The sequence below is a fragment of the Ruegeria sp. K7 genome, from assembly GCF_056531785.1.
The window spans coordinates 24,053-37,786 of record NZ_JBQFMJ010000013.1 but is presented as its reverse complement, the minus strand read 5'-3'; the positions used below and the strand labels follow the sequence as shown (position 1 = coordinate 37,786).

Annotated in this window: 12 protein-coding genes and 4 pseudogenes; 9 read left to right on the top strand and 7 right to left on the bottom strand. The window is 54.8% G+C overall.

Going from position 1 to position 13,734, the window contains the following annotated elements:
• The first annotated feature begins 22 nt into the window (after positions 1-22).
• A complete protein-coding gene (locus ACR0FE_RS18215; protein ID WP_480593967.1) occupies positions 23-1,252 on the top strand; it encodes a HupE/UreJ family protein in 1,230 nt (409 codons plus the stop codon).
• A gap of 166 nt (positions 1,253-1,418) precedes the next feature.
• Here the strand turns inward: ACR0FE_RS18215 and gntH are convergent, their stop codons facing one another.
• The 4 genes and pseudogenes from gntH to ACR0FE_RS18195 form a co-directional block, all read right to left on the bottom strand.
• A complete protein-coding gene (gene gntH, locus ACR0FE_RS18210; protein ID WP_480914441.1) occupies positions 1,419-2,522 on the bottom strand; it encodes a guanitoxin biosynthesis MBL fold metallo-hydrolase GntH in 1,104 nt (367 codons plus the stop codon).
• A gap of 295 nt (positions 2,523-2,817) precedes the next feature.
• Positions 2,818-3,402, bottom strand: coding sequence for a ferric reductase-like transmembrane domain-containing protein (locus ACR0FE_RS18205; protein WP_480914439.1), 585 nt, complete (start codon positions 3,400-3,402; stop codon positions 2,818-2,820).
• The gene (locus ACR0FE_RS18200; RefSeq protein WP_480914437.1) at positions 3,402-3,902 is read right to left on the bottom strand and encodes a twin-arginine translocation pathway signal; all 501 of its coding nucleotides are present in this window, start codon (positions 3,900-3,902) and stop codon (positions 3,402-3,404) included. Before ACR0FE_RS18200 ends, ACR0FE_RS18205 begins: the two co-directional genes overlap by 1 nt.
• Before the next feature lie 142 nt (positions 3,903-4,044).
• Positions 4,045-4,176 (bottom strand): annotated as a pseudogene (locus ACR0FE_RS18195) (dienelactone hydrolase family protein); the annotation flags it as partial.
• Positions 4,177-4,208: 32 nt separating this feature from the next.
• Here ACR0FE_RS18195 and ACR0FE_RS18190 point away from each other — a divergent pair.
• The 3 genes and pseudogenes from ACR0FE_RS18190 to ACR0FE_RS18180 form a co-directional block, all read left to right on the top strand.
• Positions 4,209-4,514, top strand: a pseudogene (locus ACR0FE_RS18190) (IS3 family transposase); the annotation flags it as partial.
• Positions 4,515-4,524: 10 nt separating this feature from the next.
• Positions 4,525-4,716 (top strand): annotated as a pseudogene (locus ACR0FE_RS18185) (D-glycerate dehydrogenase); the annotation flags it as partial.
• 14 nt (positions 4,717-4,730) lie between these two features.
• Positions 4,731-5,603, top strand: a complete 873-nt coding sequence (locus ACR0FE_RS18180) for an NAD(P)-dependent oxidoreductase (protein WP_480914435.1) — start codon at positions 4,731-4,733, stop codon at positions 5,601-5,603.
• Positions 5,604-5,972: 369 nt separating this feature from the next.
• Here ACR0FE_RS18180 and ACR0FE_RS18175 read toward each other — a convergent pair whose 3' ends face one another.
• On the bottom strand, positions 5,973-7,190 hold the full coding sequence (locus ACR0FE_RS18175; protein WP_170613854.1) for an HlyD family secretion protein: 1,218 nt from the start codon (positions 7,188-7,190) through the stop codon (positions 5,973-5,975).
• Positions 7,187-7,567, bottom strand: a complete 381-nt coding sequence (locus ACR0FE_RS18170) for a hypothetical protein (RefSeq protein WP_480914433.1) — start codon at positions 7,565-7,567, stop codon at positions 7,187-7,189. Before ACR0FE_RS18170 ends, ACR0FE_RS18175 begins: the two co-directional genes overlap by 4 nt.
• Positions 7,568-7,964: 397 nt before the next feature.
• Here ACR0FE_RS18170 and ACR0FE_RS18165 point away from each other — a divergent pair, with 397 nt between their 5' ends.
• The 5 genes from ACR0FE_RS18165 (at position 7,965) to ACR0FE_RS18145 (ending at position 12,287) form a co-directional block, all read left to right on the top strand.
• A complete protein-coding gene (locus tag ACR0FE_RS18165; RefSeq protein WP_480914431.1) occupies positions 7,965-8,972 on the top strand; it encodes a helix-turn-helix domain-containing protein in 1,008 nt (335 codons plus the stop codon).
• 143 nt (positions 8,973-9,115) lie between these two features.
• Positions 9,116-9,406, top strand: a complete 291-nt coding sequence (locus ACR0FE_RS18160; protein WP_170613852.1) for a hypothetical protein — start codon at positions 9,116-9,118, stop codon at positions 9,404-9,406.
• 399 nt (positions 9,407-9,805) lie between these two features.
• The gene (locus tag ACR0FE_RS18155) at positions 9,806-11,188 is read left to right on the top strand and encodes a cytochrome ubiquinol oxidase subunit I (RefSeq protein WP_480914429.1); all 1,383 of its coding nucleotides are present in this window, start codon (positions 9,806-9,808) and stop codon (positions 11,186-11,188) included.
• Entirely contained in the window at positions 11,188-12,189 is a 1,002-nt protein-coding gene (gene cydB / locus ACR0FE_RS18150; RefSeq protein ID WP_480914427.1) for a cytochrome d ubiquinol oxidase subunit II, read from the top strand. Before ACR0FE_RS18155 ends, cydB begins: the two co-directional genes overlap by 1 nt.
• A complete protein-coding gene (locus ACR0FE_RS18145; protein WP_170613848.1) occupies positions 12,144-12,287 on the top strand; it encodes a DUF2474 family protein in 144 nt (47 codons plus the stop codon). Before cydB ends, ACR0FE_RS18145 begins: the two co-directional genes overlap by 46 nt.
• Before the next feature lie 1,107 nt (positions 12,288-13,394).
• Here the strand turns inward: ACR0FE_RS18145 and ACR0FE_RS18140 are convergent.
• Positions 13,395-13,646: pseudogene (locus ACR0FE_RS18140) on the bottom strand (ABC transporter ATP-binding protein); the annotation flags it as partial.
• Positions 13,647-13,734: the final 88 nt, after the last annotated feature.

Sequence of the window (13,734 nt, the reverse complement as noted above, 5' to 3'; positions counted from 1 at the left end):
TTTCGGAGCTCTGTTTGTCGGTGTGTTTTTGTTACTGACGCCGTCAGCCTCGGCCCATTTTCTGCTTAACCTCAACGTTCGAATTTCCCATGTCGAGCATTCCGAAGATGGTCTGCGTGTCTACATCCGTACGCCTATGCCTTATCTGGTTGCAGACAAGGTCGGTGATCAGAATGGTGATGCCTTGCCGAAAGCTGCACCATTCACGACTAATGCCATGAGCGACGATCAGTTGGTCCACTTTGTCGACTTGCAGGCTGTCATGAGCGAACCTAATGGGCTGGGGCAATTCGCTGAAGGTGGGTTGCATCTGTTGGTCGACAATCAGCGCTTAAGAGGAACTGTTAAGTCCGTTCGCTTGCATCGCGTTGGAAATGAGCCCGGATTTGCAACTTTGGCCGAGGCTCAACTGGCAGTAGACACCGAAACGGCCTTAGCGCCACCGCTTTATGTAGGTGACACGATTGTTGATCTTGTCCTGTATTATGACACTATCGGCCCGGTGCAATCGTACAGCATTGCTAGCGTGCTAGACCCCGGCTTGCCGGATCAGGACCAAACGGCCAACCTTATTCTCGACTACGCGTCAGACACACCTCAGATTTTCCGATCTCGGGGTCTGATGACTGAACCATTGGTGATTCAGAAGAAGGGGTATGGAGGATTCCTCAGCTTCGTCTGGGAAGGCATACGACATATCCTCGAAGGGTTGGATCATGTTTTGTTTGTTGTGTGTTTGGTCATTGGAGCGCAGACCCTCAGGGCGCTATTGCTGCGTGCAACCGGTTTTACCGTTGGGCATAGCGTAACGCTGTCGCTGGGGTTTTTCGGGTTTATACCATCGGGCGCGTGGTTTGTTCCTGCCGTAGAAACCGGGATCGCGCTATCTATCATTTTTGCTGCCGTCGCAGCGTTTATGAGTTTTAAGGACAGCGCGCGCTCTGAGGTCACGATGGTGCTTCTGACAACGCTGATTGGCCTCTTGCACGGGCTTGGGTTTAGCTTTGTGTTGCACAAGATTTTGCAGGTTGCATCCCCAAACATCTGGCAGAGCTTGCTTGCATTCAATCTTGGCGTCGAGCTTGGCCAGGTCGCCATTATTCTTGCGCTCTGGCCTGCCTTGATAATGTGTCGACGCGTGAACTCCAGTTTGTGGATGTCCCTACGAGTGGGCTTAGCCGGTGGATGCGCGGCTATCGCCTTCTTCTGGACCTTTCAGCGAGTTGCCGAGGTTTACTCCACGCTGGCTTAAGGTCATTGCGATGGCGCGTGCCGTGATGGCCGCCTGGGAGAAAAGCGCACATTCGGCTGTTCCGTAGCATAAGACAGATTGGGCTTATACCGGTCAGTCAGTGAATTCTGCTCAAAGTCTACTTTGCAGTCAAAGCAGCCGATAGATTCACATAGCACATTGCAGACTAGTCTCCGCTAAGATTTAGGCGACCTGCATTAAGCCAATCTGACAACTCTGTTCTTTCGTTAGGGTCAGGTGGGCCCGCAAGAGTTGGAGGGTCAACAGGCAATGGACTGTCTGATCCAATGATCTCTCGAACACCTACGGCATCTTCCGAAACATTCCAAACAAGCATGTCCTGAGCCAAAGTGAGCGGGCCGTCGTAGGTCTTTCGAATTGCTGCAATTGTGTCGGGAGCAATATCGAAATCGGCAAATGTATGGTATGCAATCGCGTGGCGCGGCTCGATCATCGAGAATAGTTTTCCGCACGCGTCTGGTGGCGTGTGAACCACCGTTGCCACTAGTCTGGCGCGTTCAGGGTCGTAGTTTTTGATATCGATGAATTGTTGGACCGTTAAGTAGCATTCGTGAATGACAAGATCAGCTTCTTTAGCGTTTTCCACGAACCACTTGTTCGGGTTGGTGTCACCAGAATAGACGAATTTAAGTCCTTTCCACTCCAAGCTGTAGGACACTGAACCGTCTATGCCGTGGATTGCTGGCCAAGATCGAATGACAACACCATCGCTTTCATAAACTACTTGTGTCTGAGAGTAGTCGAACTCTGTCACCGACAGGTGTCCACCTGCCGATGGCATATTCCCGCGTCGGCCTGCCACGTCCCAAGCCAACATTTGCTGGAGGCCATCCATGGCCGCAGCGGTCCCGTATTCCGGCTTTAAGCCACTTGGTCCCCAAACCTGCAGCGGAACCGTTCGGTTCGACACCCAGCCACCCACAAAAAGTGCATCGAGGTCTCCAATATGATCTACGTGCAGGTGGCTAATGAACACTTTGTCGAGATAAGTGTATGGGATTTCCAATGCGGCTAAATTTGCTAACGAACCGGTTCCGACATCGAAGAGGAACTTGTCGCCATTGCCAAGTTCAACCAACCACGACGCTGACGCTTGGGAATGTCGAAAATTAGGTGTTCCAGTTCCCAGCGAGATAACTCGCATCTCCGCTTCGCCGAGCGGCTCTGTGTTTGGATAATAGAACTTTCTCTCTCCGGATGAACCAGCTGAAGCAGCGCCGCAGCAAACCGATGCAAATATAAAACTCAATGCCGGTAGTAATCTTAGACGCACAGCTTCCTCCGACTTGCTGACGCATTCCATCGTACAACTAAATCACTTCATTCCAAAGTCGGACGTCTGCTTTAGGCTCGGGGCAGACGTTCACGAATTTGTCGCGAGTGACTGATAGGCGGACGAAATGCGCTTTTGTCGCGCCGAACATTAACTTTCGTTTGAGACATGCATTTAAAGGAATTGCGCAGCTACCTAAATGTTGTTTGCACCGGCTTTCTTGAAGCTGGAGGACGAACGGCCCGCTACGCACGATCTGTTATCGCCGCGGTTAGCGAAGCATTCGCCATACGCGGCGGCGACACAGGGCCCATGCTCCTGCCCCCAAAACAATCACGCAGAGTACCCCTTTCGTCACGTCCTCCATCGCACCCTGAATTAGCCACGCGTGTACGACAGTGCCCGTGACGATCACGACCGCCGCCACGCTATGGCCGAGGCGCCAGATGCGCAGTCCCAGTTGCTTTCTCGCGGCAGCAAGAATGGCGGTTGCGAAGAGGGCCCACATTGCCACCGCACCCCAGACGGAAAACGGAGTCGGAGAGCGGAACAGCAAGACATCCACCACGTCCGGCGGGCTCGTGACCCAAAGACCCGCCACGTGTAAAACTACCGCGAAAACCAGCGCCGTTCCGGTCCAGATATGGATGCGCCGCGCCGGGATCCCCGGAAGTACGCCGGTGATTAGAAGAGGCTGAACAAGCAAAAGCGCCAGTCCGACGATCCCAGAAAATCCGGCAATGACATAGAGCGGCTCGCGCCATTGCAGAAGCGGGCTTTGCGCTGCGGCGATCAAGGGCACGGCAATTGCCAAGGCTAGAGCCCCCCATGCGACCACGCCGCGCAACAAGGTCATCAGACAGGACGCAGAACGAACTCAACATGCAGGCTCGTGTCCGATGCCCGCTCCATCACAGGCCGCAAAAAAACCGTCTCGAATCCGCCATCATCGTATTCGGCATCGTAAGCCAGATGCCCATGCGGCTGACCGAAGGCGGGTACAATCTGTGGCATCTCGATGCGGAATACGCCGTCGGCGTCGGTGAGCGTCGCGCCATGAGACCGCGCGTCCCGTTCGTGACCTTCGGTCGTATGGGCCCACACCTGAATGCGCCGGCCGGAAAGGGGCGCACCGTCGCCCGCGCGTCGCACGGTTCCAGTGGTCCAAAAGCCGCCATCGCCGATCCTTTCCACGATCGGGGCGCCAGGGCGGTAATTGTTGGCTCCTCCCCGCATCGTCGGAGTGGCCGCAACGGACTGCCCGCGTGCTGGCAAGATCAGGCCGGAGGCACCAATGAGAAGCGCGGCCCCCGCGGTTGAAACGATAGCTCTTCGGGTCAGGTATGGGGTTGTCATGTCGATCTCTCCCAACTGCAGTTTCAAATACGTACTTCTGCAATCTCTCATATGTATACAGGTGGAGGGGCCATTCAAGCACAGCACACGGGGAATTCACCGCGATTTCTGCGCGATCTGGCTGGCCAGCGAGGTACGTACGGAACCAGGCCACCATGCGCTCTTCGGCAAGACGAGCGGCCTGCTCATGGTAACGCGGCGTAGCGTCTTTGTGAAAGCCGTGGTTCACGCCGGTGTAGATATGTGCTTCGTACTGCTTGTCGTTTTCCTCCAGCGATTTCTGGTAGTCCGGCTACATGGCATTTACCCGCTGGTCGTCGCGCCTGCATTGATCATTTCCAGAGCCGGCTCAAAGTATCTGAGCGCAGAGCCTGCCGAGTACTGGGGCAACATCGTTCGACCCAGAGGTATGTCCCGAAAGGGCGTTCGGATGAGGAGCATCTGGTTGCCGACATGATTTCACTGGCCAGGCAGTTCGGTCGCTATGGCTATCGGCGGATCGCGGCTTTGTTGAGAGACGCAGGCTGGTCTGTCAGCGATGGTCGGGTTGAACGTCTGTGGCGACGAGAGGGGCTGAAGGTTCCGCAAAAGCAGCCAAAGAAGGGGCGGCTCTGTGTCTTAGCTTTCCGCCGCGGGCCTTGATTGTTTCAAGACCGAGCCGCGGGGCAACCCAAAGTTCGCCGCATACGAGAACATCTTCATGTTGCCGCATATCGGAAGCGCAACGACGAAAACCCGCGACGCAATGGGCTTTCGCGCCTTGGATAATTTAGACGCCTTCTTTGCTGGCAAAACACCGCGAGACCTTTTGTAGAAGAGGACACTTTAATGGCAAAACTAGCTTTCCTCGGATTAGGCGTAATGGGTTACCCAATGGCCGGTCACCTAAAGGCAGCGGGGCACGACGTTACGGTTTACAATCGAACGACCGCCAAAGCCGATGCGTGGGTGGCGGACCATGGTGGCTCTGCGCGCGCTACACCCCGCGAAGCTGCCGAAGGTGCAGAGTTCGTCATGACATGCGTCGGGAATGACGATGATCTTCGGAACGTTTGCATTGGGCCAGACGGCGCATTCGGTGGCATGTCACAGAGCGCAACGCTAGTCGACCACACAACTGTCTCTGCCAAGGTCACGCGCGAGCTTTACACTGCGGCGAAAGAACAAAGCCTGGGTTTTTTGGATGCGCCAATCTCCGGCGGTCAGGCCGGGGCAGAAAACGGCGTTCTTTCGATTATGTGTGGAGGCGATCAGCCCGTATACGACGCTGCCGAACCTATCATGCAAGTATACTCAAAAATCTGTCGACGTATCGGCGAGAGCGGTGCTGGGCAATTAACAAAAATGAGCAACCAAATCGCAATCGCAGGATTGGTTCAGGGATTGAGCGAAGCGCTGCACTTCGCCGAGAAAGCGGGCCTTGATGGACGTTCTGTTGTAGAAGTTATCAGCCAAGGCGCGGCCGGTAGTTGGCAGATGGACAACAGACACGAAACAATGCTCGAAGATCATTTCGACTACGGGTTTGCAGTTGACTGGATGCGCAAGGATCTAGGTATCTGTCTTGATACTGCCAACGAAACCGGCGCAAGTCTGCCAGTAACCGCGCTGGTTGATCAATTCTATAAGGATATTCAAAAGCTAGGAGGCGGTCGATGGGATACCTCTTCGCTTCTAAAACGCCTGCGCGCACTTGACTAAACAAAGAGAATGCAGCCGCTGAGATACCAAAAACCTATTCTTGGTGCATTCACTCGGAATTTGGCCGAATAGAAAAGTCGCTAAATGATAACTTGGATTACGGACGTCCATATTGGGCTCCGAGCGGACGCTCGACAAATTTGACTGATCGGCTGCTCTGCGGGCGAAACGGACATTCCGGGCTACTGTATGTGGTTGTCATTTTCCTGCATGAGATCACCTGAGCGGACGATCAAATCGTTAGCCGTGTAGCAGAAAGCCGTCACATAACTCGCATTTATTTGACGTGCGATCTGTCTGCAAATTGTCGAAACGGCTCCCAACATTTGTTGGGAGCCCCAATTTTTGAAAATGGATGGAGTTGGAAAGTCAGGCGTGACCACCACCGATCAAGCCGATACCCGAAGTCAGACCGAACCAAGCTTTAACCCGTAGACCGACCGCCTTGATGATACCCATGGCCTGAATCCCGTGGGCGACAAGTGTTCCTTCCATTTCGCCTTCAAAATTGGTGGTGTAGGATTGTACAATGCAACCGCTACCTGGAACCAAAAGTTCGCGGTGCTCTGGGTGCACCAGATCGAGATGCACAACGATCTGACCCCGTTTCGCCTTTTCACTGGGCTCAATCAGGCGACCGCTAGGCGCTAGCTGACCGGAAGAAATCTGCTCCTGAATACGTACGATCCTTGCAGGAAGAACGGTATTGCGCATCGAGATGTTGAAGTTGCTTTCGCACGCCACCTCTGCGGCCATTCCCTCGTACAGTTCGGTGCGAGAAACCTGCGAGAAACCAGCAACGATGCGTCCTTTCTCTGCATCTTTCCGATCCGGTACAATCAGCATTGCGGGGCTCATCGCTGCTTGCGCTGCGCGCGAACCGACATTCAGGGTGACTTGTTCAACAACGCCGTCGACAGTGCTGTGTGTCAAAGTCTTGGACAGCTCGACCTGGGCCTGCTTCAGCGACGCGCGTGCTGATGCAAGCTGGGCCGGAAAAACGGCAGTCGCCTGCACCTGAGCCACACCAAGTTGCGTTTCCGCAGCCTCAACCTCTGCTTCCCGAGTGCTCAAGGTAGCTTGGGCGCGTTCCAACTGGCTCACTTGAAATGCTGCAGAGCCCTTTGCTTGAAGTGCCTCGTGATCCATCAGCACCAGCTCAGCCTGTTCTCTGGCGGTAACTGCGGCATCCACCACGGCCTGAGCAGTTTGGACCTGCAATTCAGCTGCCAGTTTCGCGCTTTCTATCTCCTCAACTTTACTGGTTGCAAAATCTACTGCTGCTTGTTCCGACGCATTCTCGACTGCAAACAGCGGATCGCCCGGTTCTACACGATCACCGCCCTTTACGTAGATATCTGTTACTGTTCCACCGTTCTCGGCAACGACCGGAACAGTTCTGAATGGCACAAGACCAGTGTAAGATTTGGGGTAGTAGTAGAAAACTGCGAAGAACACGATCAGTGCCAGGACGAACCACATGAAAAGCGCTCGGTGAACGTTGTACAGAGTGACCGGTAGCCCGCGCCACTTCAGATAGATCACGCGCAGTACAAACGGAAAGGATGTGACGAGCAGTTCGATCATTTCACCATCTCCTCATTCGACGGGCGCAACCACAACATAAAGTCGCGGGCGATTGCGGTCAGGATTAGGGCGCCCGGCAGTAGATTGCTGAAGTGGCTGAGGGCCGGCATCAGCTCATACGCCAAAGCTACTGTAAGCATCGTCGGAATAGTTGTACGCAGCGGAGTGCCGATTGATTTGTGTTCGGTGTAACGTTCAAAGCGCGCATAGAGGTGAACGACCAGCAGGATCGCAAGGGCGAGAACGACCAAGCCGACCCATGCATAGGTGTCGGTTTGATTGGGCGCGACCCACCATCTGGGATCGCCACCAGCGGCAAAGGCCGGAGTTGAAATGACGCCAACTAAGGGCGCCATCAGGAACGCGGGTGGTTTCATGTTTCAGGTCCTTTTGTTGCGCAGCCAAGCTGCGCGTGTAGGTTTCAAGTGTCTTGAGAACGTCAATTCTCGGTTGGTTGTTGTGTGGTTTCTGAGGGCTGTTCCTGCGGGGCGTAGGGTGGATCCCAACGACGTCCGTTCGGTGTTTTCTCGCCAAGTGGCGCACTGTGTAGACCGTGGATATTTCCCCCGGACCACTCTTGCTTGGCGGAATTTTGGATTGCCTTCAGTACGCGGTAGTACCTTGCGAAGTAGATCATGGTCGTTTCCTTTCCGATGACCGGGACCTAACCGTCATCGCGCCTGCGATCCTGAGGGTTCTGGACATTTGTTATTGGCTTCTGGACAATTCCAGTAACTGCAGGGAGTTGCGTGCAAGTCAGGGGAGGACGTAAGAATGCCACGCATCAGCGCTTACAGACTGCAAAACGTTGGGCTGCGTTATTCGCAAGAACCCGGAGCGCGCATTCCGTTTCCTGAGGTCTTGGAGATGGCTGGGGTGCCCGTTGATATCGGCAGCAGCCCAGACGCCACCGTCGAGCTGCTTCATGAGGCGGGTACAGTCGAAACTGCGTGCCGGGTTCTGGAAGACAAAACCTTTGCAGCTCGCGTGGGGCTGTCGGCACAGGGTCCTGGTACCCTTCTGGCTTACATCGTGCGGGCGGCCGAAACGGTGGAAGACGCGCTGGCTTTGACGCAGCGCTTTTATGCAATGCAAGACCCTGATCTGCGCCTGGACGTCGTGGGCGCACCTAATGAGCCAAAGATCACTCTGGAGAGCAGTGTTATCCCGGCGCATCAATACCCTCGCCACCGCGAAATGCTGATTTTTGGCCTGTATAAGCGCGTTCAACAAATCACCTCTGGCGGGCTTGCCCCGATCTCTATCGAGTTAGAAACGGACGATGCCGAGCACTGCCGGCTGCTGGCCGAATTGGCCGGATGTGAAGTCTTAGGCTTCAAGTCCGGATACGCCTTGGCTTTGCCCCCAAACGGCATGAGTTTTCGGATACCAACGGCAGACCCCACCTTATTGGGACATTTACGAAGGCACGGAGAAGAGCAATTAAAGGCTCAACCCGATGCGGTTCGAAGCTTGTCTGACCGCATTGTGGACATGCTCAGCGAGCGCCTTCCCGGGCCAATCCCCAACGGCGACGATATTGCTGCCGAGCTTGGACTGACGCGGCGCACTATGACCCGGCACCTGACCACCGAGGGAACAAGCTTCAAAGCACTCTTGGAAGGAGTGTTGTGCGACTTGTCCAAGCGGATGCTGCGTAGTGGAGAGGGTGTTGCCCGGGTTGCCTTCATGCTTGGATTTGCAGATCAGGCCGCCTTTTCGGTTGCGTTTAAGCGCTGGACAGGTGAAACGCCTGCCAGATTCCGAAAAGCTGGCCGCTAGAGGGACTGGCGCCGGGGGTCGAAAGATGTCCAATATCCACAAAACCTTGTCCCGCTTCCAAAAGAAAGCGTGCCATAGGGTCACCTAGTTCACTGGCACACAGCAGCCGCAGTAGTTGCTAACCCAGAACAAGGATGAACCCTATGAAGACCTCGAAAAAACTCTTTATCGCTCCGATCTCAGGCGCGCTTCTGATCACCATGGCAGCCTCAGCTCAAGCTGATTACGTCACCGACAAAGCCATCAAAGGCGCAGTTGTCGGCGCCACCGTGGCCGGTATTGCCGGTGAAAGCATCGTAGGTGGCGCGGCAGCCGGTGCTGCGGTTGGCGCCGTTGGCGGCGCGATCCAGAAGGACAATTTCGAAGATGCGCGGGACGAAGCACAAGAGCGCCGTGACGATTTCAAAGAAGACCGCAGAGACTGGAAAGACTGAAGCTCGACCGCCAACGAAACAGAAATAGGAGAAACACAGCCGAACAGACCTGACTGGTCAGCATGCGCTGCTAGCATCCAGACGCAGTTTGACTGACCATCCCGCACAGAACTCGCACAGTTTCTGATAGGTTGCCATTCGGCTCGAGAAACGAGCCGGGTGGCAACTTTGTTTTGGACCCTCAAATGTCGCAAGTTTGCGGAAGCAGCGGTTCCGAACTTCAGTCGCCAATCTCGCCCCCGGTTTTGTCCAAAACCCAAAAACAACCGTCCAGAACCCAAACGAACTGAAACCGGCACCAACCCAAGTCTGGCTCACCTGAATGACATCGACGAGCCGGCAGTCTAGGTACTTCTGTTCACTGCCGCACTTTGCAACCCAATGCCAAAGGACACGGCAATGAACCTGTTGACAAACTTCGACGCGGAGACCCTGGCACGTATCCAGTTTGCCTTCACTGTGTCGTTCCACATCATCTTCCCGGCCTTTTCCATTGGCCTCGCAAGTTACCTGGCCGTCCTAAACGGTCTCTGGCTTTGGCGCAAAGAGCGCGCCTACCTCAACCTTTTCAACTACTGGAAAAAGATCTTCGCCGTTGGCTTTGCGATGGGTGTCGTGTCCGGCATCGTGATGTCGTACCAGTTCGGCACGAACTGGAGCGCATTCTCGGATATCGCAGGCCCTGTAATCGGGCCCTTGATGGCTTACGAGGTCATGACAGCCTTTTTCCTCGAGGCGGGCTTCCTCGGCATTATGCTCTTTGGTCGTGAACGCGTCGGTCCCAGCTTGCACATGATGGCCACGGCGATGGTCGCCCTCGGCACTCTGATTTCGGCTACGTGGATCCTTTCGGTCAACTCCTGGATGCAGACCCCGGCCGGGTTCGACATCAACGAACTGGGGCAGTTCATTCCCGTTGACTGGTCGTCGATTGTCTTCAATCCGTCTTTTCCCTACCGCCTGACACACATGGTTCTTGCCGCCTATCTCACCACTGCTTTTGTGGTAGCCGGGGTTGCGGCCTGGCACCTGCTAAGCGGCAATCGCACGGCCGAGGTCACTCGAATGTTCTCGATGGCAATGTGGATGGCCGTTCTGGTCACCCCTCTGCAGATCGTCGCCGGCGACCTTCATGGTCTGAACACACTGGAGCATCAGCCGCAGAAAGTGATGGCGATGGAGGGTCACTTCGACAGCCATCCCGAAGGTGCCCCACTGATCCTTTTTGGTATTCCAAACGAGGATGAGAAGCGCGTGGACTATGCCATCGCTATTCCGAAACTCTCGTCGCTGATTCTGAAACATGACCCCAATGCCCCGCTTGAAGGGCTGGACACTATCCCCGACGACGAGGAACCACCGGTCGCGATCGTCTTCTACAGCTTCCGCGTGATGCTCGCTATCGGCTTTGCCATGTTGGGCGTTGGCCTGTGGTCGCTTGTTCAACGGGTTCGCGGCCGCCTCAACGACGATCGCTGGCTGCACCGGACTTCCGTTCTATTGGCGCCCAGCGGGTTCGTGGCGGTACTGGCCGGTTGGATCACTACCGAAGTGGGGCGCCAGCCGTACACGGTATACGGGCTGATGCGGACGTCGGACTCACTGTCACAAGTGGATGCACCTACAGTTGCCGCGTCTCTGATAGCCTTCATCGTCGTGTATTTCGCCGTTTTCGGAGCAGGCACGTTCTACATGCTGCGCCTAATGGGGAAACCACCTGTCGAAGATATCCAGAAAAGTCACAAACCCATTGAAATCTCTAATTTGGCGGAGGCAGCGTAATGCTTGAACTTTCGACAATCTGGGCAGGTATCATCGCCTTTGCTGTTCTGACTTATGTGATCTTGGACGGGTTCGATCTTGGAATTGGAATCCTCTTCCCATTCGCGAAAACCGACAAAGATCGCGATGTCATGATGAACTCGGTCACGCCTGTATGGGACGGGAACGAGACCTGGCTGGTCATGGGCGGCGGAGGGTTGTTTGCTGTTTTCCCGATGGCTTATTCCGTGGTGATGCCCGCTATCTATTTGCCCGTTATCGTGATGCTTCTTGCGCTTGTCTTCCGCGGTGTTGCCTTCGAATACCGCTGGCGAACCGTGCGCGGGCGCTGGCTGTGGGATGTTGCGTTTCATGGGGGGTCAACCGTAGCCGCCCTCTGCCAAGGCATCGCGCTTGGCGCTCTGGTTCAGGGTATCCCTGTCGAGGATCGGCTGTACGCAGGTGGACAGTGGGATTGGCTGACGCCGTTCTCTGTCTTGACGGGTGTGGCCTTGGTGATCGGGTATGCCTTGCTGGGCGCGACCTGGCTCAATATGAATACAACGGGCGGAATACAGCACCAGATGCGTTCCTATGCACGTCCACTGATGCTCATGACGCTCGGGTTGATTGGCCTCGTTAGTCTTTTGACCCCGTTCCAAGATCCAATCTACCTGATCAGATGGTTTTCGTGGCCAGGTATTGTTTTCGCTGTGTGTGTGCCGGCTGTTGTTGCTCTCATTGCTTGGATGCTTGATCGCAGCCTGAGGGAACAGCGAGACTATCAACCCTTCTTCTGCGCGATTGTCTTGTTCGTCGTCTGCTTCATTGGCATTGGGATCAGTTTCTATCCCTATATGCTACCTCCACGCCTCTCGATTGCTGAAGCCGCCGCGCCGGACAGCAGTTTGGCCTTTGCTCTGGTCGGAGCCGTCGTTCTGTTGCCCATAATCCTGGCCTACACCGCCTACACGTATTGGGTTTTCCGCGGAAAGGTCGATCCAGAGGAGAGCTACCATTGAAACTGTTAAAGCAAGTTTTCTGGTTCAGCGCGATCTGGTTCGGCAGCGTCTTTTGCCTGGGGACTGTCGCTTACGTGATCAGGTTGCTCATCACCTGAAATGGCGAAGATACCAATGCGCGCGTCGGCATGTCCAACTCGCGCAAACATTAGTCCAAGAGCCGAAAGAAACCCCGTTCCAGCTTACCAGATTCCCAATAACACGCGGCTTGCTGGGTCGTCTCATATCTAACAATTCAAAGGGGCTATGATGCTCTCTCGTCCAAAATCAATGTCCTTGCAGTGGGATCAGATCGATCCGGCTCTGCCCGCTCCACCTAAGCAAAAGAAACGTGGCGCTAGCCGCTCGTCTGGCATGTTGCAAAAGTTGCTAACTGGTCTCCTTGCTGCAGGGCTTGCGACCTTCGTTCTGATGCCCTTCACCTCAGCCCTTACAGGAACTGTCACGAAAGACCTGTCCCCCATTGTGGACATGTTACTCGTCCTGCTCTCTGCGCTTGTCGTTTTTGCTTCCACAGCCGCAATAGTACTGAAAGGATCAACGCTTCGGGCCGTCTTCGGCCGAGGATTGACCTCTCTCGGCGCAGCGCTAATAATTTCGCCTGTGGGGCTATCGGTCCTGTTCACACTATACCTTCAAGAATGGATATCTATCGTAGCAGACACATCTATCGAACAGGCGGGAAGAACAGCGATATCCCTGTTTGGCGGAGTATTCGTTGCCAATGCCCTCGCAATGGGATTGGCGTCTGGATGTTTATCTCTTCTACTTGGGACTAGGCTAATGCAAAATCGTCCAAAACCACTCTTTTCACCTTAGGCGAGTGAACTTCCGCTTTGGGCTCAGAGCGGTCATTCGGGGCAATAGTCAAAAGACTGGTTAGCGGTTGCGAGCAGTCATTTGGACCGCTCGCGGGATCGATATAGGTGACCACCTTTGAAACACAGTTTGATGCGTCTTCAAGCTTTACTCCGGGACTCTGCCGTCGTTTGAACCTCTCGCGATTGCGCTCCTGGAGTTCGATGTTGATCTGGTGATCTCGACCCAGAGCCCGGTAGAGTCCCTGTCCCTTGGACCAGTTCAGAAAATGGGCAAAGCTGTCGACTTGAACGTCGTTGCCTCCGCGTGGCAAGGAATGCAGCTCCCGTTTGAAAACTGCCAGCCAAGGAGCATCGTATGCCTTTGACCATGACTTCTCCACGTCACAACACGACAATCTTTTTAGCAAGGTCATACTTGAAGTCGAAATACTGCTCGACTACGACAATTTCTGTTCCACTCGTCGTTCTAGGGTGCCAGATCACTTCGCCAATCTGCTGGACTAACTTCGGCTGAATGCCTTCGGTTGGCTCATTCAGCAGCAGTCGCAGCCTCGTGATCAGCGCTCGCGCGATGGCCAGCTGTTGCTGCTTACCGCCAGGAAGGTCGCTCCTGCGCCGGCTCTGCATCGCAGCAAGTTCGGCAACTTACCTTTGACCCAAATTAGAAAGTCGGCAAGGTTTGCCTGTTTTTTCATCTAGGACTGACGTCTCTGTCTAATATTTA